Below are 23,167 nucleotides of genomic sequence, written 5' to 3' on the forward strand. Positions count from 1 at the left end.
TTTGGAAGAGTGCATTGTACATTTTTCCCTATATCAAAAAAACTCTCATTATTACACAAAAAACAACTTTTGTTGATTTATAACTTATTGTAAATTAATGAAGTAAAATTCTAGTATATAACCATTATATGCAAGTACGGAGTTACGAATCATATAGGGAAACAGAAGCACTTATGTACAAAATAGTTTCTAAAAAGAAATAACACCATACAATACTTATGCATCGTATAGTGTTATTTTAAAATTAAATTATATTAGAATTGTCTGAAATATTATATACAGGCTTCTGCCAATAAAGTCTGCATTTCTGCTAATAAACCTGTAATAGGCGTGTCGCTTGTATTGGTGAGGCAAAGATGACCGTTGGTGCTTACAGCCCCAATAGTCTGTTCCATACCTTTTCCAGAACGAACCATCGGACCATAGATAGATTTGAGTTTGAGTTTTCCAAAATCCGTATTGTATTTCACCTTTACCAGATTAGTAACCATAATTTGGTGATTGAATGCTTCTTTTAATATATCGACCATTTTTTGAATATCTGCACTGTTGAAAGTCAGAGATCTAAAAAAGCCAAGATAGTTCTCTATATGTTCTTTGGTTTCGGTTCCGTTGAGACCTGATTTTGCGAATCTGGCTATATCCCAGAATGATAGTTTTTCTTCAGGTTCAAAATAAACGGGATGAGTCGTTATATTCAATCCGCAGTTGTCATCTAGTTGAAGCGCTTTTCTGCTGCAGATAGGGGAGATTAATTCAATTTTTTTATCATTCCACTCTTTACGAAGTTTTCTTCCTGCAATAACGACCGCAGCACAAATTGCACCATGCACCGTTGTTTGTTCCAGTCTGGCTCGCTCTAGAATTTGAGATGTTTGTCTGCTTGAGAATTTAATACTTTCAACTTTAGGATAAACCGCATCAAGTTTTTTAAATTCATATGCCGAATTTTCATGATCTCTCATAGGATTATCCTCAGAAAGTCCCAAAGTTTCATCGTTCGATTTCTGCGGTGCTAATTCTCGCGGAATTTTGCCAGTAACAGCTTCCAATAAATCCCTGAATAAGTACATAAGAGAAGATCCATCAGCCAATGTATGATTGGCAGCCAGAATCAGAACAGTTTCTTTTGGCTTTTGCAGTACAATTACTCTAAAAAGCGGTCCTTCTTGAGTATTAAATCGTGTTGCTAATTCCTTTTCGACCACTTCTTCCCATTTAAAATCATCATCGATTTCTATAACTTTCAAGGGAATAACCAATGAGTCAACATGTTCAATATAAGGTCTTTTAAACTCATCTATCCCAATTCTTGCTGTAAGGTTAGGATGTCGCTTTTGGACCAGATTAACTGCCTTTCTCCATTCATCTGCAGATTCTCTGCCTTCTACTTCTGCCGCTAGAGCAAAGTCTTTAGAATCAATCTGATCCAATAGCCAGAACGTTTTTTCAAATGCACCCAATGTGCGGTTTTGATGTTTTGTCATTTTTAATAATTTTTAATTTTTACTAATTTTTAGAGGATGATTCTACGCTGCAGCGATTCATAATAGTTTATATGAAAGTTTTCATTCTCTGCAGCAAAATTCAGTAAAGATCAATTCTGTAAAAATGGATATAGTGCGGTTATTATGGCAGATTTTTCCCCCTTAATTGATTCCGTAGATGGAATAAGATAAAATAGGCATTAGTAAAAAGCAGTAGATGAAATATTTCCGCTACAGTTTAATAGCTTCTTTAAAAGCGGCATAATTAAATCACTTCATGATGGCAGCGACAGTTAATGATATAAAAAAGATAAAGAATCGTGTAATGAAAAAAACTGTATTTTCTTTAATATTGTTAATTGATGCCTCATTGAGATAATATATTTAACTCATTGTTTCATTAAAATAACTGAAAAACAATAATTTGGCTAATATGAAAAAATATAAAGTAGGTATTATAGGTTATGGTGGATTTGGAAAATTTCTGCATCACTGGTGGTCAAAATTGGAAAACATAGAAATCACAGCTATATCCGATTCTGGTGGACATCATGCACATGACCTTCATAGCGTGAAGGTCTATCATGATTGGCAGGAACTGCTAGAAGATACAGAGATAGAAATTGTAAGTATCGTTACTCCTCCTGGACTGCATAGCGAAATGGCTTGTGCAGCTATGAGAGCTGGGAAACATGTTCTTTTGGAAAAACCAGTGGCAATTACAGAAGATGAGGCGCAGGAAATCCTGCAGACCCAGCAGCAAACGGGAAGGGTCATTACTGTGGATCATATGATTCGTTACAATCCAATAATTCAATCCTTTATACAAATAGGAAAGAACGGTTCTTTGGGCAGACTTCGCCATGCAGTGGTAAATAATTATGCCCAGGATGAAACACTGGCTGTGGATCATTGGTTTTGGAACAAAGAAATGTCCGGAGGTATTTTTATCGAGCACGGTGTTCATTTTTTTGATATCATAAATGCCTTAAGCGGCCAGCATTTTAGCAAAGTTTTTGGCACTTCACATAATCGTAATGAGTTTCAAAAAGACAGGGTTGCAGCGATGGTGCTGTATGACGACGGACTTATTGCTAATTACTACCATGCTTTTTCAGGTCCAGGCCACTTTGAACAAACTACAATAAGTCTAGTTTTTGATCTTGCGCGGATAGAAATTGAAGGCTGGATGCCAATGAAAGGAACCGTAAAGGCACTTGTCAATTCAAAAAACAAAGAACAGCTAGATAATATTCCAGGCTGGATCCCTCAAGAAACGCTGTCAATAACACAATTAAGTGATGTCTCCAGACCAGAGGGCTGGGGAAGTGATCCAGGATCTACAGCTGAAAAAAAGCAATTGACCTACTTTGGGGGAATAGGTTATGAGGTTAATGAAATGATTTCAGGGACTTTTGAAATTCACCAGACTAAGGGAGAAGTATATGGCAGATGCGTGCAGTTAATTCTATTAGACATCATTGCTAAAATAGAAAATCCAAGCCACCAGCTTACTATCACCCTTGAGAATGCCATTGAGGCATTGACAACTGCAATTTTGGCTTCAGAGTAGTTATACACAGGGAAACAGCAGATTTGTATTTGCTATGATAAATGTCATTTTGTAGTCAAAAGTTATGCTTTAGAAGATTTTTCACCGCATAAAAGAATATATCCGAAAAATAGCGTTTAGCTGTAAGCCTTCGGATGAAATCCGTAGAATAATTTAATTTTTACCGCTTTCAGCATTCGTCGTCAAGAATAAAATATTTCACTAGCTTTAATTCCAATTAAGATTTTAAAGGAATGATTTTTAAATCAGTAAATAATTTAAATTATGAAAAGGCAACTAATTTCAAAAGTTATAGTACTCCTGTTTCTCATTCAATTTTTATGTTCATGTAAAAATAATATAAGTGGAGGAGTGGGCAGTGATGGAAAACCTCTAGATTCCATAGTGACAAACCTAGACAATGATACCATAACAAAAAAGAATTCAAAGTCAGTAAAAGAATAGTTCTAGAAAAGCTGAAAAAAAACATCGTTTAGTAAATCTCGTAAACCTCTGTTGAAAGGCAACATTAATGATTTATCGAACTGGGATTCTAAATGATAAAACATTCTTTTTTCAGAAAAAGCTTATTGTTTTAAAAAGCCTGCAGTATTTTGATGCTGCAGGCTTATTATTTTACTATTAGGTTTGTAAAAAATTAAAAATACTTATCTTTCCGCTCAAATAATAAAACTTTCGAAGTGGGGTTAAACAACATAGAATCTGAATTTCTATTTTTAAAGAATGGAGGAGAAGCAGGTGCCCTTATAAGGGAAATAAAATGGGAAGATAATCCATTAGGAAATATAGATCTATGGCCTGAGAGCCTGCGCACAGCACTGGGAATTATGCTGCGTTCCAATGTCCCAATGTTTCTGGTATGGGGAAGCGAAAAATTATTTTTTTATAATGACTCATTCCACCCCTTCACAAAAAATCATGAAACGGCAGGTAAAGCAATAACGGAAGCCTTGGGGCCCGAGTGGCATACGGCTATTGAAGCAGTTAAAGCTATACTTGATGAGGATTCGGGTATAGTAGAATCCAATATTGCTGTTAAGGTGAAAAGGAATAATGTTATGCAGCAAGTATATCTTACCGCTTCCTATAGTCCTATTTTTACTCAAAACCATACTGAAAAAGGAGTTCTGGTTACCTGTATTGAAAATTCAGCAGTTATTCCAGATGTAGTAGCCCCAGGATCACTAAGATCGCAGCTCAACAGCCTACTTATGCAGGCCAATGCTGGGATTGCTCAGGCGGATATCAGCGGCCGTGTTATTGAGGTGAATGATCATTACTGTCAAATGCTAGGCTATAGCCGCGAAGAAATACTGAAGATGAATGTGGGACAGCTTACGCATCCTGATGATTTTCAGCGTAATAAAATACTATTGCAGGAATGTATTTTACATGGAAAAGATTTTACAATTACCAAACGTTATGTATGCAAAGATGGATCACACATCTGGGTAAATAATAGTATTTCTATTGTAGCGGATGCCGAGGGGAAAAAATATATAACAGCCATTGCCATCGATATCACTTCGGAAAAAGAAAAAGAAGAACAGCTGGCCGCTAGTGAATTACGTTTTGAAACACTGATTAAAAAAGCTCCCGTAGGAACGGCATTATTAAAAGGCAGCGAATTGTATATCGAGCTGGCTAATGATGTAATGCTAGAGTATTGGAGCAAAGACAAAGAGATCATAGGGGAGAAATTAACCGATGTATTTAAAGAGTCTTACAATGAAGAGTTTTACAAAACAATCACAAAAGCCTATAAAACCGGAGAAGAATATAAAATTAACGGATACGAAATACAGACAGGAAAATCGGATTCTAAACAATATCTGGATTACTCACTTACACCATTAGTGGATCAAACAGGCAAGGTGTATGCTGTTTTAGTGATGTCTTCGGATGTTACAGCGGCAATAAAAGCCCAACAGGATATCACTGCAAAGCAGAATGAGCTGGCCGCTATATTTGAACAGTCACCCGTGGCTATTGCTACTATTAGTACAGAGAAGGATTTGGTGTTTCAAAGTGCCAATACGTTTTATGGCGAACTGGTAGGCAGGAAGGCAGAATCTATTATTGGAAAACCGCTCTTAGAGGCGCTTCCTGAATTAAAGGGACAAGGTTTTGATGATCTGCTTAGGGAAGTGATACGTTCTGGTGATGCTTTTATTGCCAAAGAGGTTGAAGTCGAACTGAAGCGGGACGGACAGCTGACCACAATTTATGTGGATCTTACTTATCAAATTCACCGAAATGCATCGGGAGAAGCGAATAGTGTTTTAGTTGTAGCTGTAGACGTCACACAACAGGTACTGAACCGTCGTGAAGTTGAGGAAAGTGAGGCTAGATTACAGAACTTAATAGCCGCCGCTCCTGCGGGAATAGGTTTGTTTGTGGGGCGTGATCTTATAATAGAATATCCGAACCAGACTTTTATCGATATTGTAGGGAAGGGTCCTGGAATTAAAGGACTGCCTTTAAGGGAAGCAATGCCGGAACTCATCACCGAAGGTCAGGCATACCTAAAGATACTCGATGATATTTTTACAACAGGAGTTCCTTTTATCTCACCGGCATCCCTGGTTAAAATAGTACAGAACGGGGTACTAAACAATAATTATTATAATATTTCTTATACGCCGCTGCGTAATAAGTCAGGAGAGGTTTATGCGATTTTAGATATTGCTATCGACGTTACCCCGCAGGTATTAGCACAGCAGGCAATGGAAGAAAGTGAAGCTCATCTGCAATTATTGAAAGACACCGTTCCTGCAATGATTTTTTATCTTGATCAGCACCAGCGTTATCAAAGTTATAACAGTGTTTTTATGGACTGGTTCTCGATAGGGGCACAGGAAGCTATTGGTAAGACAGTCCAGGAATTTATTGGCGATTTCGCTTATGAAAAAACACGCGCCCATCTAGAACTTGCCTATAGCGGAAAGCAGCAGAAATATGAAATGTTTGCACCGTCAAGAATGGGCGAGAAAAGATGGCTGAGCATTGTTTATACACCTCATAAAAATAATGAAGGAACCGTAATTGGTATGATTGTACATGCGATGGATATTACACAGAGCAAGGTAACGGAAATGGCACTTAGGGAGAGCGAATCCCGACTCCGATCCGTATTGGCTGCGGCACCTGTTTCCATTAGTGTATTTGCAGGTGATGATCTTATAATTGAAAATGCCAATGAGCCCTTTATAAAAAATGTAAGCAAGGATACTGCTATAGAGGGAAAGCCGCTTAGTAATGTTCTAACAGAGGAAAGCTCACAAAAATATATCAAAGCCGTTCAGGAAGTATATCAGTCGGGAATTAGTTTTACGGCGAATGGAACGTCAGGAATACACACTAAGGAAACAGAACCTCATTATCATAATATTACGCTTACGCCCTTATTGGACAATAGCGGGAAAGTGTATGCAGTGCTTCATGTAAGTTCGGATGTGACTGCCGAAATAAACGCCATGAAAAAAATAGAACAGGCCGAAGCCGCACTTCGATCTGCTGTTGAAGTAGCGCAGCTGGGTACTTGGTCAATGGATGCATCTACAGGCATAGCCACGATTTCAAATCGTCATGCTGTGATGTTTGGTCTCACTGATACCATTCTGCCATCTGAAAAGGTAAGGGCTTTGATAAAAAAATCTGATTATCAAAGAGTAACGGAAGCGTTTTTTGCAGCTCTTCAACCTAATTCGAAAGGGACATATGAAGCTGAATACAGGATAATTCATGGAATTACGGGACAGGAAAAGGTTATTCATGCCGTGGGGCAGACTTATTTTGATTTGGATGGAAAACCTGTAATGATCAGCGGTACAGCCCAAGATATTACGATTCATAGGGAATTACAGCTGGAATTGGAAAGTGAGGTGCAGCTCAGAACAAAAGAACTGGCGGATGTTCTTCAAGATCTTAAAGCATCAAATTTAGACCTGGAGCAATCTAATTACGCTTTAAAACATTCCAATGAAGAACTAGCACAGTTTGCCTATGTGGCCAGCCATGATCTTCAGGAACCGCTGCGTAAAATTCAAATTTTTGCAGGAATGCTTCAGGAAGAAAAATCCAGCAGAGATCCCAAATTAATACTGCAGAAAATTACTTCAGCGGCCGCGCGTATGAGTCAGCTTATTTCAGACCTGCTTAGTTTCTCACGTCTTATTGAGCCTGAGAAAACGTTACAGCCGGTGGACTTATCTGTAGTTTTAAAAAGTGTTTGTGATGATTTTGAATTGGTTACTGCTGAGAAAAATGCTGGGATAATAATTGAAAATCTTCCAGTAGTACAGGCCGTCGGTCTGCAGATGAACCAGCTGTTTTATAATCTGATGAGTAATGCTCTGAAATTTACCAATCCAGAGAGAGCCCCGCGCATAAAAGTAAGTTCCGTTCAGGTATCTCATCTCTATGCGGCCCAGTTCACAGATTCCCCATTGATAGAAGGCAACTATCATCATATTTCTTTTAGTGATAACGGAATTGGATTTCAGGATGATTACAGTAACAAGATTTTTGAAATTTTTAAAAGACTCCATGGACAGACTATTTTTCCAGGAAGCGGAATTGGTCTTGCTTTATGCAGAAGAATTGTCTTAAACCATCAGGGAGTTTTGTACGCAGAATCTGATTATGGAAACGGCAGTACTTTTCATATTTTTCTGCCTGAGCTTGAAGCAGGAAAACAACCTGTTTAAGTACAGATTTAAATAATTTTTAGCTATAGGCTATCACATTTTAATTATAGTAAATTGGATGTTGATTATATAATTGTTTTTATTACTGCTGTTATAATTTTGCTGCAGTTAGTTAATAAAAAAATGGAATATAATGAAAACGCGTAAAACAAAAGAGAGAAGTGAAATAGATCAAGCACAGGAATCCATTAAAATGAAAGGTATAATTATCAATACGATGGTTTTTTCTATAGTATCTTTTATAGCCATTCTCCTGATCGTTAAAATTGCTTAATCTTTTTTTAGAATAGGTCAAACTCATGTGAGTTCTTAATGATAAAAAAAACAGCACTAATTAAATAATTAGTGCTGTTTTTTTTATACTTTTTTGAGGAAAGAATAGCAGTCTTGATTGCGAGAAAGAATAAACAATCTCTTATTGAGTATCTGCGACAAATTCAGATTCTGAAATGCTTTCCGCCGCGGATTTTAAAACATCTTGATATTTAGCTAAGCCTATTCCTATTATAGGAATTGATAATTTTCCAATTACAGAGCCTGCCTGAGTGTGTCCTGTTTTATTAAGATATGAAGATAAAAGCAAAGCTCCCACTGCACCGCAGAGGATCAGCTCTCCTGGAATATCACTAAGTTTATTTTCGATTAGTGTTTTGATATCTTCAAGATTATCTGAATTGAATATGTTTTCCATAATATGTTTTAATACAGTGATTTATAATTAATTAGTTTAGACATTAAAATTAGATTTTAGACCGAATAAAAGTTTATAGGATTTATAAAACAGCTTTATATAATTAACACTTCGGTATTCAAATACAATTTGTAAAAAAGAACGACAGGCACAGCGTAATTACACTTCTCTAAATTATAATACCTTTGTGTGATTACGTTTTAAAAGAAATTATAAGGATATGTACGCTATATTTTTCAAACATCTAGAGAAAAAGATTCATCTATCAGAATCAGAAAAGGAGCTGATAAAGTCTTTCTTTGTGCCTAAAAAGCTGAAGAAAAAACAATTTTTGGTAGTTGAAGGTTATAACTGTACCTATATGGCATTTGTTTCTAAAGGGCTTTTAAAAGCTTATAATGTTGATGAGAAAGGCACTGAACATATCAACCAGTTTGCTCCCGAGGGATGGTGGACTTCAGACATGAATAGTTTTTTCAGCGGTGAAGCTTCTTTTTACAGTATAGATGCCATGGAGGATTCTGATCTTCTTTTAATTACCAGTAAAGATTTTGAAAACCTGACACTGCAGGTTCCAATTATGGATCGTTATTTCAGGCTGCTTTTTCAAAACAGTTTGATTACAAAAGAGCGAAGATTAATAAGTTCAAATACTCATACTGCAGAAGAGAAGTACCAGCATATTTTAAAAAATAACCCTGATTTAATTAAACGTGTTCCTCAGAATCTACTTGCCTCGTACCTTGGTCTCTCTGCGGAAACCCTCAGCCGTCTTAAAAAGAATGCCAGTAGAAAGGAATAAATAATTGATCTAGATCAATTCATTTTCTTGCTTTATGTCATCTTTATCAATCAAGGCTTAGGTTTAATTTTGTAGAAAATAAAAGTATATGAATTCTCAACAATCAATTAAATCGAATACAGCCGGCACCATTGCTTTAGTTGTAGGAGCCACTGGAATTACAGGAAGCAATCTGGCTTTAAAACTTTTAGAAAACAAATGGACTGTTTTTGGACTATCCCGCAGTCAAAAAGATGATATTGATGGTCTGATTCCCATTGCAGCCGACTTATTGGACGAAAACTCATTAGCCGCAGCATTAAAAGATATTTCTCCGACTCATGTTTTTTTTACTACATGGATGCGAAATGATACAGAAGAAGAAAATATCAGGATTAACAGCGCCATGATTCGAAATCTGCTTCATGTTTTGTCCTTTAAAAAATGTGTTAAGCATGTTTCTTTGGTTACGGGTTTGAAGCATTATTTAGGTCCTTTCGATGCCTATGCTAAGGCTGGAACACTGCCAGAGACACCGCTTCGGGAAGAAATGACGCGATTAGATGTGCCTAATTTTTATTATGCTCAGGAAGATGAGGTTTACAAAGCGGCGTCAAGAGATGGATTTACATGGAATGTGCACCGACCGCATACTGTAATCGGTAAGGCTGTCGGAAATGCCATGAATATGGGAACCACATTAGCTGTTTATGCCAGTATCTGTAAAATAGAAGGGCTGCCTTTCATTTGGCCTGGATCAGAAGCACAGTGGAATGGACTCTCAGATGTCACGGATGTTGAAATTCTGGCAGAGCAAATCCTGTGGGCTGCCACAACGCCTGAAGCTCAAAATGAAGCTTTTAATATTACCAATGGAGATGTTTTTAGATGGAAGTGGCTCTGGCCTAAAATAGCTCAGTGGTTTGAAATTGATTTTGAAGGTTATACAGGTACAGTTAAGCCGCTTGAAGTATTATTAAGCCGTAAACAGCCTATTTGGAACGAAATTGCTAAGGATAATAAACTTGTTGAAAATGATTTGAGTAGGTTAGCATCGGCATGGCATACCGATCTTGATCTTGGAAGACCCTTAGAGGTAATGACTGATATGTCCAAGAGCAGAAAACTAGGATTCACTGTTTATAAGAGTACAAAAGACTCCTTTTTTGAGCTTTTCAATTTATTAAGAAACGATAAGATAATACCTTAGCTGAGGGCAATATTTGGTTAGATGAGTATAGATAATCCATAAAAAAATCCCATTTCGTATGAAATGGGATTTTAATTTTGTGACCGTCGACGGAACAATTTTCTATAAGTTTTACCAAGGATTATATTTTTAAATTAATGAATGTAAAAGATAGCAGATCAACTTTTGTGGCAAAACACTAATTTCAGCTTATTGGTTAAAATAAGATTAACCAATTCGTTTTTAAAATCGATGATAGTTGTTTACTTTGTTATAAAATGACTATAATTTATTGAGCTTATTTACCAGATAACTTATCATTTGTGCAATACTTTCAGCAGGAATAGAGAAATCATTTTCGATCCAATTTTTGATGACAGCAATACTTCCTTTTTCGCCAAATTGGTAAGCCATTTCAGCAAAAGGCTTTACTTCGTCGGTAAGTTCTATTTGATTTTCAACTGGAAAATTATTCCGAACACTTCTCAGGATTCGCGACAGAATGCCGCTTCCATCCGCTTTGGTAAATACAATTTTACTCATCTGCTTATCGCTTTCCAGTAACTGACAGCTGAGCAGTATCACATCATCCATATTGGTACTTTTACGCAAAACTGCTGAGAGTTTTTCAAAAACATCATCTTCTATTTCAAGTAGTATATCCAGTGGAATATTATAATGTCGATAAAATGTATTGCGGTTGACATCGGCTGTTTTACACAATTCGGTTATGGTAATTTCGCTCAATTCTCTCTCGTTGAGTAAACTAAATAATGCCTCACGCAATATTTTTTTAGTATACTGAACCCTTCTGTCTTTTCTTAAATCCATCATAAATTATTTTATATACGCTACAAAAGCAGTAGTCTTTGTTCGCTAATGAACAGCAGCATCCTTTTTTGAAACAGCAAATACATTCTTCTTTAATAGTTTTACTTAGTAATAAAAAAGAACACAAAGTTAAATATTGAACATATTGTATAACAAATATAGTTTTTTAATCAAATTTAAGCGGATTGAAAAAAGACTAATATTAAATTTAAAAAAATGGAAAATAAGATATCACGAAAAAAAATACTTCTGACTGGTGCCTCTGGAACTGTAGGATTTGAAACCTTGCAGCATCTGGTTCAGCATACAGATTATGAAATAACGGTTTTTGATTTAAAAACTCAAAATTCGGTAAAAAAACTGGCTCCCTTTCGATCTCGTGTAGAGATTGTATATGGCGACATCAGCAATAGAGAAGAATTGCTAAAAGTTACCCAAAATAAAGATGCAACGATCCATTTGGCAGCGGTTATTCCACCTCTTGCAGATATTGATCCAAAGATGGCTTACAATGTCAATGTGAGAGGGACCGAAAATCTTATTTACGCTCTAGAGCAGAATTCACCGGATTGTTATTTGATTTTTAGTTCCAGTATTTCAGTTTATGGTGACAGGATGAAGAATCCCGAGATCAGTATCAATGATATTTTGCAGCCCAGTCCCGGTGATCAGTATGGCGAAACAAAGGTGTTGTGTGAGTCGTTGATTGCGAAATCCAAATTATCATGGAGTATTTTTCGTCTCGCTGCAATTATGGGGAACCATAAGATATCCAAATTGATGTTTCACATGCCGCTGGATACGCCAATGGAAATCTGTACGCCAAAAGATACGGGCAGAGCTTTTGCGAAAGCAATTGAAAACCAAAAAAAACTAGAGAAGCAAATATTCAACTTAGGAGGGGGAGAGGATTGTGTTATTACTTATGGATCTTTCCTGGACAAAATGTTTGCTGAATTTGGCTTAGGCGAAGCTGATTTTCCACAAAAGGCGTTTGCAGAGAAAAATTTTCACTGCGGGATTTTAAAAGATGGTGAAGATTTAGATACTATTCTAGGTTTTCGACAGCAAAATTTGAACGATTATTTCGAGATGGTCCGCCAGAAAATTCATCCTCTCCAAAAAGGAATCACTTTCATTTTTAAAAGTATGATAAAAAAATGGCTGCTCTCACAATCAGAACCCTATCAGGCGTTTAAAAAAGGGAATGTAAAAAAAATGAATCACTTTTTTAATCCCTTAGAGAAAGAGGAGCTGGAAAACGTTCTATTGTAAATCCTAAAAAAATGTAATTATGAAAATTAAAATGATAACCTTGATAGTACTTGTAACAGTTAATTCAGCACTTTTTGCACAACATAATTTCAGCGTTGAAGTATCGGGCGTAGAACCTGGCAAAGGATCTGTTTTTTTTGGATTGTACGATAAAGAGAAAGGCTTTCTTGATAATGAGTCACAGATTGCCACCGCAAAAGTAAAAGCTGCAGAAAATAAAGTGGTCTACACGTTCAAAAACCTGCCGGATGGCGAGTATGCTATTGCTGTTTATCAAGACCTGAATAATAACGGAAAATGTGATAGAAATATGATTGGTTATCCTACAGAAGGATTTGGATTTTCTAAAAACTATAAACCCAAACTCTCAGCACCTGATTTTGATGATGTAAAAATTGCAGTTAATCAGTATGCTAAAACCAGTATTGCATTGATTGTTAAATAGGAAAGCGTTAGCCCTCCCCATAATAATAAGTTTTTAGATATAAAAAAGGCGCCAATTAAAGAAAATTGCCGCCTTTTGGCTTTGTGACCTCGACGGGACAAATTTCAACATTTTTTATGGAAGATCTGAAGAAATTGTCGTACTATATGTAATATTATGGAGTATCAAGTTTAGAATGTTGAACGTATACTTTTATCGCAATAATTAATATATCTAAATAACATTAATAAACTTTAGTTATCATTTCATCTATAGGCAGACGAACTTTTTTCGTAGCTGCCATATAGTCCTTCTCCGAATCCCGATATCCTAGAGCGAGGATAACTGTAGAATGCAGCCCTTTTTCTTTCAAACCCAAAACGGCATCGATAGTGGCAGCATTAAATCCCTCGATAGGAGTGGCGTCCACTTTCAATTCTGCCGCAGCAATAAGTGCAGTTCCTAAGGCAATATAAGCCTGTTTGGCCGCCCAAAAGGCTTTTTGTTCTGCGTTAATAGCGCTGAAATAGGAATGCAATCCATTTCTAAATCCTGATAAGGCACCAGCATCAAGACCCCTTTGTTTTTCTGTCATTGTCATATAATCGTCAATGTAAGTCGTGGTCATGTCACTGAATGCCGCAAAAACCAACAAATGAGAGCAAGAGCTAATTTGTCCATTATACGAATCGGCACCTAATTTCTTTTGGATTTCTGGATTGCTTACAACAAAAACACGGTAAGCTTGCAGACCGCAAGAAGATGCTGAAAGATTTATAGCCTCTAAGATCTGATCGACCTTTTCTTCTGTTACTTTAATGTTACTGTAAGCTTTTGTGGCGTAGCGCCATTTTAAATTTTCTATCAAATTCATTGCTATGTCTATCTTAAGTTTTGGCAAATATAAATGATATTGTTTTCTTTTTCGAGTTTTTGAAGTGCTCTGAGAAACTCCAAGTCAATCATCTTAGGTGACTAAAGAATATTTATCTGTTTTATTTCATTATTATATTTGTTTTAAGATTAATATTCTTTAAAAATATATGTTAAAAGAATAATTAACTGAATTTATATTTAAATAAAAATATTTAATCTTTTATATTCAAATTTGCAGGGTAAAAAAACTAAACATTATCATCAAATGAAAGCGAATATACAAGAAGATAGAGGAATAAACGAAAAGCAAAATATTGAAAACACCCAGAATTCAATCAAAAGTGATTTTGCTTTCAAACTAGAGAGCACTTGTTTAGATGAAAACTATCACCCCTCAAGTCAAACGCGTTTGACAACCAATTTTGCCAACTTGGCCAGAGGAGCTAGTCGCCAGCAAAATTTACGTAATGCCTTAAATATGATAAACAATCGATTCAATGCATTGGCTCATCTGGATAATCCAAAAGGAGATCGTTACCTTGTAGAACTTGAAATCATTACAGTAACTATGAATATTGATGATAAGAAAGGTATTAACAATCTACCGATGATTGAAGTTTTAAAAACAAATATTATTGACGGTAAGACTGGCCAGCAAATCGAAGGAATTGCCGGAAATAATTATTCCTCTTATGTTCGGGATTATGATTTCAGTATTTTATTGATCGAGCACAATAAAAATAAATCTACTTTTTCTATTCCTGAAAATTTTGGTGATCTGCACGGAAAACTTTATAAGTGCTTTGTCAATTCAGCCACTTATAAAGAGCATTTTAAGATGTCACCTATTATTTGTCTCAGTGTATCGAGCAACAAAACTTATACTCGCACTGAGTATCAGCACCCGGTTCTGGGTTTTGAGTATCTGCAGGATCAGTATTCTATCACGGATGAATATTTCTCTAAAATGGGCTTAAAAGTTCGTTTTTTCATGCCTGCTAATAGTGTGGCACCAATGGCTTTTTATCATTCCGGAGATCTGCTTGCTGATTATACTGATCTTGGATTAATCAGCTCAATCAGCACGATGGAGACGTTTCAGAAGATTTATCGCCCTGAAATTTACAATGCAAATTCAGTGGCTGGGAAAATCTATCAGCCTAGTCTTAAACACGAAGATTATTCACTGACCCGCGTGGTTTATGACCGCGAAGAGCGCGGCCGACTGGCTGTTGAACAGGGTAAATATGCCGAAGAGCATTTCATTAAACCTTACAAAAGTCTCCTGGAACAATGGTCTGCTAATTTTACCCTTTAATTGATTACAACGAATTAACATTATACTATTATGAAGAAATTATTATTACCTACCTCTATTGTTGGAAGTTTACCTAAACCTGCCTGGCTTGCGCCACCCGAAAAACTTTGGTCGCCATGGAAATTAGAAGGCGATCAGCTGCTGGAAGGGAAACAAGATGCTTTACGTATTTCTCTGCAGGAACAGCAATTGGCAGATCTAGATATCATTTGTGACGGCGAGCAGACACGCCAGCATTTTGTAACGACTTTTATCGAGCATTTAAGCGGTGTAGATTTTGAAAATCGTAAAACAGTAAAAATCCGCAACCGTTATGACGCGAGTGTTCCAGTGGTTGTAGGTGAGGTGGCACGTCAAAAAGCAGTTTTTGTTGAAGATGCTAAATTCTTACGTAAACAGACTAATAAGCCGATAAAATGGGCATTGCCAGGCCCGCTGACAATGGTAGATACCTTGTACGACGACCATTATAAAAGCAGGGAAAAATTGGCGTGGGAATTTGCGATAGCACTTAATGAAGAAGCAAGAGAACTTCAAGACGCAGGGGTAGATATTATCCAGTTTGATGAACCTGCATTTAATGTGTTCTTTGATGAAGTAAACGATTGGGGAATGGCAGCATTAGAAAGAGCTATTGAAGGTTTACACTGTCAAACTGCAGTTCATATTTGTTATGGTTATGGAATACAGGCAAATACTGATTGGAAAAAGACATTAGGTTCTGAGTGGCGACAATATGAAGAAATTTTTCCGAAAATTCAAAAATCTAAAATTGATATTGTGTCTTTAGAATGTCACAACTCGAATGTGCCTTTAAATTTAATGGAACTTGTTCGCGGTAAAAAAGTAATGGTAGGTGCTATTGATGTGGCAGCCAACACTATCGAAACACCAGAAGAAGTAGCGACTACCCTGCGTAAAGCTCTTGAGTTTGTAGATGCCGAAAATCTTTACCCTTCTACAAACTGCGGTATGGCCCCGCTATCTCGAAACGTAGCTAGAGGCAAGTTAAGTGCTTTAAGCGCAGGAGCAGAAATTATACGCAAAGAACTTGGGATTTAGTTTCAATAGATATTTTTGTAATCTTGACTCTACGGAGGAAAAATATTTAAAACACATTGAAGAAATTATTAGAAGTATTAAAAAAAGCAGGTTTCGACGGTTTCCTGTTAATGATAGCCGCCATGATTCTGATGGCTTATTTTTTGCCAAAGCCAGGCATGGTCAAAGAACCTGTTTCGCTGGAGGAGATTGCCAATGCTGGCGTTTCCTTAATTTTCTTGTTTTATGGCATGCGACTGAGTGTTGAGAAACTAAAAGCCGGACTTTCTAACTGGAAAATGCATATTATCGTCCAGTTGACAACCTTTTTATTTTTTCCGCTGATTGTTTTGGCATTTCGCCCGTTGTTTGTTAATAACGGCTATGAGCTGCTTTGGCTGGGTGTATTTTTTCTGGCAGCTTTACCGTCAACAGTATCCTCTTCAGTGGTCATGGTTTCCATCGCCAAGGGGAACATTCCCGCAGCTATTTTCAATGCGAGTATTTCCAGTTTGATCGGAGTAGTGGTTACACCGCTCTGGGTTGGGCTGTTTATAGCTTCTGCAACAGGTGATTTTGATGTTACTCAAATCGTCATAAAGTTGATTTTGCAAGTCTTGCTGCCTGTCATCATCGGCATAAGCCTCAATTCGCGTTTCGGCGCCATTGCCGAAAAATATAAGAAACAGCTCAAATATTTCGATCAGGCAGTTATTCTAACCATTATTTACACGTCGTTTTGCAAGTCATTTTCCGAACATCTTTTTGAAGGTTTCACAGCCCTTGAACTTGCTGGACTCGCTACAGGGATGATGGCGTTGTTTTTCGCCGTATTCTTTTGTGTCGGACTATTCAGCCGCCTGCTTGGTTTTTCAGATGAAGACCGTATTACTGTCTTATTCTGCGGATCTAAAAAATCATTGGTACACGGCACCGTTATGTCAAAAGTACTATTTCAGCACAGTACTATCACCGGCATCGTATTGCTGCCACTCATGCTTTATCATGCCTTACAATTGATTGCAGCTAGTATCATTGCTCAGAGTATGGCTCGAAGAAAAGAAGTATAATTTTATTGATGACTTAGCCCTTTATCTTTTTTTGGATAAAGGGTATCAAGGATAATACTCCCTGCTATAAAATAATGTGTTTTAGATTTTTATACTGTGAAGGTAAATTCTGCAGTATATAATGTTTTTGACTAGTATAAAATAAGATTTTTGTATTGATTTTGGTTATATTTGAAGAATTTTATTCTGATTTAAAATAAATTAACTTCTTTAAAGTAATATTCTATGGAGCAGATAGATGACATTGATCTTCAGTTATTAAATATACTTCACGATAATTCTAAATACACTGTAAAAGAGCTTGCTAAAATGGTAAATCTTTCTGCATCGCCTGTTTTTGAGCGAATTAAAAGATTAGAAAATAGTGGATATATTAAAAAGTATATTGCCCTGCTTGATGCAGAAAAATTGAATAGAGGTTTCATTGTTTTTTGCAATATCAAACTTAAACAGCACGATCGTAATATCGGGAATCAGTTTGTTAGCGATATTATGAAAATAGAAGAAGTTGTGGAATGTTATAATATCTCAGGTGATTATGATTTTTTAATGAAAGTTTCTGCTAAAGACATGAAGCATTATCAAGATTTTGTGTTTAATAAATTGGGATCAGTTGAAAGTATAGGGAGTACCCAAAGTACCTTTGTTATGTCGGAGATAAAAAATATGTATGGATAGTTCTGCAATGGCTTATTTATTTGAAATTTGCTGCAACATTTGCAATGTTTTTTTAGAGACTCACAATTTCTATAGATTATTCCAAAAAATAGATTTTCCTGTTATCGTTGAACTTGGGGCATATCGCTAAAGGGCGTCTTTAGATAAGCTGTTAATTCCAAAGGAAAGAATACATCACACTTAATTTATGAAATTATTTCCTATTTTAAAGAAAACAAAAATCTTGATAGGATTTCCGAAAAATAAAAAGCCTGAGAAGATAAATTCGCAGGCTTTCTTTTTTTTCAGCAGCTTGATCGTGAAGTATTTGATTTTTCCTCAATAGTTATAAGAAGTTTTGTTCTATTTCCATATTTGCTGTCAGCCTTATTACCAGTTGTTTATGTTTTTTGACTTTTCGATAATCTGCTTTAAAAGTGCATTAAAATGATTGTTTAAGCCGCTGGCTGCATCTTCTAATAGCAGTTTGCCATCTTTGTCATAAATAGCTACTCTATCATTCTTGCCTTTTATAAGTTGCAGGGTTGTCCAGCCACTGCTGCTCCAGCCGCTGGTGGGCTTGTATGTCCCTTCATACCATCGTCTGCATTCAAAATCGGGACTGTTGATGCGGATCCTGCCGTCTTTAAAAAGAAAAGTCAGCGTATAGGACAGGTCATATTTATAATTCCCTTTACCAATACCTCCGGAGCTGTGTCTTACCTTAAGCGCATTTTCTTCATATGCTGTCAGGCTGATGCTTTCGCCTTCTACCACGCTGAGTCCTTTCTCGGGATTGCGGTAAATCGTATTGAGAGCATTAAGAACATTTTTGTACAAATCTTTCTGCTTTATATTAGGTACATCTACAACGGTAAATTCCTTACTGTCCAGTGAGACAAATCCATGTGGAGTTAGATTAAAATACTGGGCGGAGCCTAACTGTGTGAAAAGCAGCAGCAGGACGATATTGTATATTTTTTTCATAGGGTTAAAATCTTATAAAATTTCAAGAACTTTTTTAATCGCATCCGCAGGACAGCTAGCTGCCTTATGTTTTCGAAATGAATTAGCCAGTGCAGCATTGAGTTATGGTCTGGCTGTAATTCAGGGATTAACAATGTCTTCATACGGAAGATTGAATCTGCCTTGGGTGATTTCGAGGACTTTCCCCGTATCCATATTACGGACTTTTCCCGAAAAGGTTCCTTTTATGCCGCTTTTGCTGATCGACTCGATTTTCACCGTAAAGATATCATCTGCAGTCCGTGTGCTGTATAGAATAGTTCCTTCGGCTGTCTGCACTGCATAACGTGCCACCATTTCCGGCTCTTGCGGGGTAGAGTAGGTGCCTGGGGTAATATCGACTCCTATTTTCCAGATTTCAAAATCTAGTGATGGAGGTGCCAGCTCCCCGGCTTTTGAGGGGAAAGGCTTTTCAAATCCTCCAACGTTGATCATCTCAAAACGGCTGTCGTTGCCGCCACCCTGAAAATTTACCATATAAAAACTGACATCACGGCCATCCAGGGCAGCTTTGAAATAGTAGTCTGATTCGCTGGTGTCTGATCCGCTGTCACTGCTGCAAGCAGAGAAAAGCAGAACTGTAAGGGATGTATACAATAGCTGTCCGAGACGATGTAGTATTTTATGTCTTAAAGGAATCTCTTTTATAACGATTTTACGATTGGCGCTGGAAGTTATCATAATTTATTTTTTTGATTTCTAACAAAGTTAACATCATGGGATAAGGTAGACAATACCTGATTTCATTGATTTTAGAAGGTATTTCTTTCTTTCTTTCTTTCTTTCTTTCTTTCTTTCTTTCTTTCTTTCTTTTCCTAGTTTCAGCAAAGTGGTTATTGATTTAAAAAGCCTGCAGTATTTACATATTGCAGGCTTATAATCTTATTATTGGGTGTTAATCAGTTTGACTTTTTTAAAGTATATAGTCCGCCTGCCAAAAGAGCTGCTGCCGCTCCAATATAAAGAAAACCCTGCATTTGTCCCGATTCGTTTGAAGCGTCAATTTTAAGACCTAAAAAGTTAATCTCTTTAGTGCTGTCTGCCACTCGGTTTAAGCCCACATAGCCTGCAGCCACACCGATCACTATAAGCACAATGCCTACTATTTTTGCTGTATTCATCATTTTTCATTTTTAATGTTTCTTAAATATAAGAAAAATAATTTTGGTCTGGAAATAGAACAGATAAATACAGCTGAAAGGCAGGTAGTTCTGACTGCTGTCTGAGGTTGATAATTTCAGTTTACAATCAGACCTGTCGAGGGTAATTGGCTGGATGATAAGATGTAGTAAATTCGAAACTGTTTTTTTTGCCTTAATTTGCTGAATTTTTTATTTCTAGAAACACTTTTCAACACGATTTTTGTCGCAAAACTTAGACTACTATAATCTGTTTAATAATCCCCTAGTTTTTGTGGCAGGATTGAAGGCTGTCCTAATTGTTCAAAAATCATTTAAAAATTTGAATTGTGGACTTTTACCAGCTGGGATCTTAAAAAAAGAAAATTTACTTTATTAATTTCTTGTATGCATCAATGGTATTATTTCCTCTTTCCCAAATCTGTGTGCCATTCAGCCATACTTTGCTTTTTAAAACCGATTTATTTGTTCTGCTGTAAACCACTTCTAATGTGTCTGTATCGGTATTATTCCATTGAATGTAAGTTACAGGTTTTTCAGAGGTATGGGTATCATTTAAATTTATACCGATCCTATATTCATGCTCATGTTTAAAAACTCTGAAATTTCTAGGACTGCTGAGATTTTGGTTGTAAACTTCTTTTTTTTCCCCATCAACATGATAAAACAATTTTATCTTAGATATTTCGATACTTTGAGGGTTCGCCGGATCTAATAGATCTTCATTACTAGAATTGAATACCGAGAATTCAATGGCGGTATCTAAATTAAAAGCTGATTCTGGAGTTTCAGAATTATCACAAGATACCAAAGTTAGGAAGCTTATAAAAAACAGCAAATTTTTCATGTGATTAACGAATTATGTTATAAATCATTTTTTTATTGTTAGTATAGGATGCATTGTCGGGATAAAATTACGGAAATAGAGATGATTAATGAAGCTGCTAAGTACAATTTTCTCTTGTGGTGTTTGAGGATTATAATTAAATCTCTATCCAGCCAAGTTGTATTTTTGCCAGATCACTTCTTTTGGAGGATACTCACCTTTTTGTACGCATGAAACAAAACACAGCATGCTGCGGTCCTTTAGACGAATAAAAAAAATGTCAGAGATGAGAATTGATATATGACGACAGCGCATAGCGAAAATATCTAATCAACATCGTTTTCAATATTTAATTTACAAAGTGCGATTTGCTTTTTGACTGCTTTTAATTCTTTCATTTTTTCTTCTATTTGTAATAATTTTTTATTGAGAACTTCAATTTTTGCAGACTTACTAATTTGTTTTTTATACCAGGCATCAACAATCTCTTTTATTTCTGACAAAGTGAAACCTACTGCTTTGGCCATTTGTACAAATCTTAGTTTTTCGATAGTTTCAGTATCATAATAAACATAATTATTGGTAGTAACTTCATTTTTAGTTTGACCTTTGATCAGTCCACTTTTTTCGTAAAAACGAATTGTTCCAATTGGTATGCCTGTTTCTTTGGAAAGTTGATTTATCAATTTCATTATGTAGGTGTTTTGAATTAAATATAAACTGTACAGTATGCTTCATACTTGTGGGTTACAAAATTAGTGTTTATTTTTGCAATTAAGAAATCATAACAAATAAAAAAAGGATGAAATATACGGACGCAGAACTAATTAAATCACTACCAAACTTTGTAAATAATTATGACGAAGTGAATGGTACTAAATTACATTACGTTAAAGGTGGTCAAGGAGAACCATTAATTTTAATTCCTGGTTATCCGGAAACTTGGTGGGCATACCATAAAGTAATGCCAATCCTTGCAGAAAAATATTGTGTTATTGTAATAGAAATGAGAGGGATGGGTAGTTCGGGTAAACCGGCTGACGGTTACGAAAAAAATAATATGGCAAAAGACATATTCGAGCTTATAAATAAGATGGGATATGAAAAGGTGCACATTGGCGGGCATGATATCGGCGCTCATGTGGCTTTTAGTTTTGCGGCAAATTTTCCAGAATCGACCTCTAAACTAATTATGTTAGATACACCGCATCCAGACCAAACAATGTACCAATTGCCAATGTTGCCTGTTCTAGGAGCAAATTACTTGTATCCTTGGTGGTTAGCATTTAATCAAGTAAAGGAACTTCCTGAAGATCTGCTTGAAGGACGAATGAATATTGTGATTGACTGGCTATTTAAAAATTTACTGGTGGAAAAAAGCAGCGTTAGTAATTTCGATAAGGAAGTTTACGAATTTGCCTATAACAAAAAGGACGCAATTCGATCGTCAAATGCTTGGTATCAAGCTTTTCCTCAAGACATTGAAGACAGTAAAACATACAAAAAACTAAATATGCCAGTACTTGGGATTGGTGGGAGCGGTTATGGTATGTTAGAAATGTCATTATCAAACGCTGCAATTGACTTACAACTGAAAAAAATAGAAGAATGTGGACATTTTATCCTTGCCGAAAAACCAAATGAAACTGCAAAGTTTATAGTTGAATTTTTGGAATAATTAACACGCAATAATTACAGAGAACTAGACAGCCACTATTATCGGTAGATTTAATTAATAGCAACATGATAAACGATTTCTAAATGACATTATAAAATCATAATTTTTGTTCTATTTTAGGTTCTCTAATCCTTTAAGTTATCGAATATAAATTGATGGATTTCCTGCTTCGTACAAATAGCCATTCTTATGAATTTGTTGGCTTTGTCTTATATTTATTCAAAAAAAGAAATTAAAAAACAAAAATGACCAAAAGTTATCGAATTTAATGGTATAAACGAAAAAAAGGCGCCAATTGTCTTCAATTGGCGCCTTTTGGCTGTTTGTGACCTCTAGTTTACAATTTACAAATCATTTTATGAATGATTTAAAGAAATTAGCTTATTTTTCTATTGATTTGTAAGATTATTATTTTGGTTCTTTGATTAGAAGCGGTTTGTATGTATTGTAGGGGTTTAATGTTAAAAATGCTAAAGAATGTGATTTCACTAATTTGTTATTGGATCAATTTCAAGTATTAAATCCGAATGTTACCTCAATGCCTAAATGAACATTTAATTTAGTTATTTACAAAAT

20 protein-coding genes are annotated in these 23,167 nt (G+C 36.0%); 11 read left to right on the top strand and 9 right to left on the bottom strand.

The genetic code is table 11. The features are described 5' to 3' along the window. Positions 1-272: 272 nt before the first annotated feature. Positions 273-1,487: a condensation domain-containing protein gene (locus tag HYN86_RS14070; protein WP_113678606.1), complete on the bottom strand. Its 1,215-nt coding sequence runs from the start codon at positions 1,485-1,487 to the stop codon at positions 273-275. Between the two features lie 433 nt (positions 1,488-1,920). Between HYN86_RS14070 and HYN86_RS14075 the strand changes: the two genes are divergently transcribed. Together HYN86_RS14075 and HYN86_RS14085 are read left to right on the top strand one after the other, a co-directional pair. Beyond that, the gene (locus tag HYN86_RS14075) at positions 1,921-3,060 is read left to right on the top strand and encodes a Gfo/Idh/MocA family protein (RefSeq protein ID WP_113678607.1); all 1,140 of its coding nucleotides are present in this window, start codon (positions 1,921-1,923) and stop codon (positions 3,058-3,060) included. Between the two features lie 680 nt (positions 3,061-3,740). Beyond that, positions 3,741-7,769, top strand: a complete 4,029-nt coding sequence (locus HYN86_RS14085; protein ID WP_113678609.1) for a PAS domain S-box protein — start codon at positions 3,741-3,743, stop codon at positions 7,767-7,769. Positions 7,770-8,184: 415 nt separating this feature from the next. On the opposite strand, the gene HYN86_RS14090 is transcribed toward HYN86_RS14085, so the two are convergent. After that, positions 8,185-8,460 carry a hypothetical protein gene (locus tag HYN86_RS14090; RefSeq protein WP_113678610.1) on the bottom strand — a complete coding sequence of 92 codons (276 nt, stop codon included), beginning with the start codon at positions 8,458-8,460 and terminating at the stop codon, positions 8,185-8,187. A 220-nt stretch (positions 8,461-8,680) separates the two neighbouring features. On the opposite strand from HYN86_RS14090, the gene HYN86_RS14095 reads away from it, so the two are divergent. Both HYN86_RS14095 and HYN86_RS14100 read left to right on the top strand, forming a co-directional pair. Beyond that, positions 8,681-9,262: a Crp/Fnr family transcriptional regulator gene (locus HYN86_RS14095; RefSeq protein ID WP_113678611.1), complete on the top strand. Its 582-nt coding sequence runs from the start codon at positions 8,681-8,683 to the stop codon at positions 9,260-9,262. 88 nt (positions 9,263-9,350) lie between these two features. Beyond that, a complete protein-coding gene (locus tag HYN86_RS14100) occupies positions 9,351-10,451 on the top strand; it encodes an SDR family oxidoreductase (protein ID WP_113678612.1) in 1,101 nt (366 codons plus the stop codon). A gap of 261 nt (positions 10,452-10,712) precedes the next feature. Here the strand turns inward: HYN86_RS14100 and HYN86_RS14105 are convergent, their stop codons facing one another. Beyond that, positions 10,713-11,261: a TetR/AcrR family transcriptional regulator gene (locus tag HYN86_RS14105; RefSeq protein WP_113678613.1), complete on the bottom strand. Its 549-nt coding sequence runs from the start codon at positions 11,259-11,261 to the stop codon at positions 10,713-10,715. Between the two features lie 216 nt (positions 11,262-11,477). Between HYN86_RS14105 and HYN86_RS14110 the strand changes: the two genes are divergently transcribed. Then, positions 11,478-12,536, top strand: a complete 1,059-nt coding sequence (locus tag HYN86_RS14110) for an NAD-dependent epimerase/dehydratase family protein (protein ID WP_113678614.1) — start codon at positions 11,478-11,480, stop codon at positions 12,534-12,536. Between the two features lie 19 nt (positions 12,537-12,555). After that, complete coding sequence (locus HYN86_RS14115) at positions 12,556-12,981, top strand: DUF2141 domain-containing protein (RefSeq protein ID WP_113678615.1); 426 nt, start codon at positions 12,556-12,558, stop codon at positions 12,979-12,981. A 223-nt stretch (positions 12,982-13,204) separates the two neighbouring features. Here HYN86_RS14115 and HYN86_RS14120 read toward each other — a convergent pair whose 3' ends face one another. Next, positions 13,205-13,834, bottom strand: coding sequence for a nitroreductase family protein (locus tag HYN86_RS14120; RefSeq protein WP_113678616.1), 630 nt, complete (start codon positions 13,832-13,834; stop codon positions 13,205-13,207). Between the two features lie 267 nt (positions 13,835-14,101). On the opposite strand from HYN86_RS14120, the gene HYN86_RS14125 reads away from it, so the two are divergent. The 4 genes from HYN86_RS14125 to HYN86_RS14140 all read left to right on the top strand — a co-directional run bounded on the left by HYN86_RS14125 (position 14,102) and on the right by HYN86_RS14140 (position 17,943). Then, positions 14,102-15,154, top strand: a complete 1,053-nt coding sequence (locus HYN86_RS14125; RefSeq protein ID WP_113678617.1) for a DUF1852 domain-containing protein — start codon at positions 14,102-14,104, stop codon at positions 15,152-15,154. A 30-nt stretch (positions 15,155-15,184) separates the two neighbouring features. Then, complete coding sequence (locus HYN86_RS14130) at positions 15,185-16,216, top strand: methionine synthase (RefSeq protein ID WP_113678618.1); 1,032 nt, start codon at positions 15,185-15,187, stop codon at positions 16,214-16,216. Between the two features lie 56 nt (positions 16,217-16,272). Next, complete coding sequence (locus tag HYN86_RS14135; RefSeq protein WP_113678619.1) at positions 16,273-17,265, top strand: bile acid:sodium symporter family protein; 993 nt, start codon at positions 16,273-16,275, stop codon at positions 17,263-17,265. Between the two features lie 225 nt (positions 17,266-17,490). Then, a complete protein-coding gene (locus HYN86_RS14140; protein WP_083694586.1) occupies positions 17,491-17,943 on the top strand; it encodes an Lrp/AsnC family transcriptional regulator in 453 nt (150 codons plus the stop codon). Positions 17,944-18,312: 369 nt separating this feature from the next. On the opposite strand, the gene HYN86_RS14145 is transcribed toward HYN86_RS14140, so the two are convergent. From HYN86_RS14145 to HYN86_RS14165, 5 genes are all read right to left on the bottom strand, one after another. After that, positions 18,313-18,909, bottom strand: coding sequence for a DUF4468 domain-containing protein (locus HYN86_RS14145; RefSeq protein WP_113678620.1), 597 nt, complete (start codon positions 18,907-18,909; stop codon positions 18,313-18,315). A gap of 120 nt (positions 18,910-19,029) precedes the next feature. Further along, on the bottom strand, positions 19,030-19,629 hold the full coding sequence (locus tag HYN86_RS14150; RefSeq protein WP_113678621.1) for a hypothetical protein: 600 nt from the start codon (positions 19,627-19,629) through the stop codon (positions 19,030-19,032). A 218-nt stretch (positions 19,630-19,847) separates the two neighbouring features. After that, positions 19,848-20,072, bottom strand: a complete 225-nt coding sequence (locus HYN86_RS14155; RefSeq protein WP_162789379.1) for a hypothetical protein — start codon at positions 20,070-20,072, stop codon at positions 19,848-19,850. A gap of 382 nt (positions 20,073-20,454) precedes the next feature. After that, positions 20,455-20,934, bottom strand: coding sequence for a hypothetical protein (locus HYN86_RS14160; RefSeq protein WP_113678623.1), 480 nt, complete (start codon positions 20,932-20,934; stop codon positions 20,455-20,457). Positions 20,935-21,239: 305 nt separating this feature from the next. After that, on the bottom strand, positions 21,240-21,605 hold the full coding sequence (locus HYN86_RS14165; RefSeq protein WP_113678624.1) for a MerR family transcriptional regulator: 366 nt from the start codon (positions 21,603-21,605) through the stop codon (positions 21,240-21,242). A 110-nt stretch (positions 21,606-21,715) separates the two neighbouring features. Here HYN86_RS14165 and HYN86_RS14170 point away from each other — a divergent pair, with 110 nt between their 5' ends. Further along, entirely contained in the window at positions 21,716-22,591 is an 876-nt protein-coding gene (locus HYN86_RS14170) for an alpha/beta fold hydrolase (protein ID WP_113678625.1), read from the top strand. Positions 22,592-23,167: the final 576 nt, after the last annotated feature.

It is taken from the genome of Flavobacterium fluviale, assembly GCF_003312915.1.
GTDB classification, from domain to species: Bacteria; Bacteroidota; Bacteroidia; order Flavobacteriales; family Flavobacteriaceae; genus Flavobacterium; species Flavobacterium fluviale.

Excerpts from the sequence above, each read along its gene's own strand:
- HYN86_RS14070 (WP_113678606.1), bottom strand. The coding sequence starts at position 1,487 with ATGACAAAACATCAAAACCGCACATTGGGTGCATTTGAAAAAACGTTC.
- HYN86_RS14075 (WP_113678607.1), top strand. The coding sequence starts at position 1,921 with ATGAAAAAATATAAAGTAGGTATTATAGGTTATGGTGGATTTGGAAAA.
- HYN86_RS14090 (WP_113678610.1), bottom strand. The coding sequence starts at position 8,460 with ATGGAAAACATATTCAATTCAGATAATCTTGAAGATATCAAAACACTA.
- HYN86_RS14095 (WP_113678611.1), top strand. The coding sequence starts at position 8,681 with ATGTACGCTATATTTTTCAAACATCTAGAGAAAAAGATTCATCTATCA.
- HYN86_RS14100 (WP_113678612.1), top strand. The coding sequence starts at position 9,351 with ATGAATTCTCAACAATCAATTAAATCGAATACAGCCGGCACCATTGCT.
- HYN86_RS14105 (WP_113678613.1), bottom strand. The coding sequence starts at position 11,261 with ATGGATTTAAGAAAAGACAGAAGGGTTCAGTATACTAAAAAAATATTG.
- HYN86_RS14110 (WP_113678614.1), top strand. The coding sequence starts at position 11,478 with ATGGAAAATAAGATATCACGAAAAAAAATACTTCTGACTGGTGCCTCT.
- HYN86_RS14115 (WP_113678615.1), top strand. The coding sequence starts at position 12,556 with ATGAAAATTAAAATGATAACCTTGATAGTACTTGTAACAGTTAATTCA.
- HYN86_RS14120 (WP_113678616.1), bottom strand. The coding sequence starts at position 13,834 with ATGAATTTGATAGAAAATTTAAAATGGCGCTACGCCACAAAAGCTTAC.
- HYN86_RS14125 (WP_113678617.1), top strand. The coding sequence starts at position 14,102 with ATGAAAGCGAATATACAAGAAGATAGAGGAATAAACGAAAAGCAAAAT.
- HYN86_RS14130 (WP_113678618.1), top strand. The coding sequence starts at position 15,185 with ATGAAGAAATTATTATTACCTACCTCTATTGTTGGAAGTTTACCTAAA.
- HYN86_RS14140 (WP_083694586.1), top strand. The coding sequence starts at position 17,491 with ATGGAGCAGATAGATGACATTGATCTTCAGTTATTAAATATACTTCAC.
- HYN86_RS14145 (WP_113678620.1), bottom strand. The coding sequence starts at position 18,909 with ATGAAAAAAATATACAATATCGTCCTGCTGCTGCTTTTCACACAGTTA.
- HYN86_RS14150 (WP_113678621.1), bottom strand. The coding sequence starts at position 19,629 with ATGATAACTTCCAGCGCCAATCGTAAAATCGTTATAAAAGAGATTCCT.
- HYN86_RS14155 (WP_162789379.1), bottom strand. The coding sequence starts at position 20,072 with ATGATGAATACAGCAAAAATAGTAGGCATTGTGCTTATAGTGATCGGT.
- HYN86_RS14160 (WP_113678623.1), bottom strand. The coding sequence starts at position 20,934 with ATGAAAAATTTGCTGTTTTTTATAAGCTTCCTAACTTTGGTATCTTGT.
- HYN86_RS14165 (WP_113678624.1), bottom strand. The coding sequence starts at position 21,605 with ATGAAATTGATAAATCAACTTTCCAAAGAAACAGGCATACCAATTGGA.
- HYN86_RS14170 (WP_113678625.1), top strand. The coding sequence starts at position 21,716 with ATGAAATATACGGACGCAGAACTAATTAAATCACTACCAAACTTTGTA.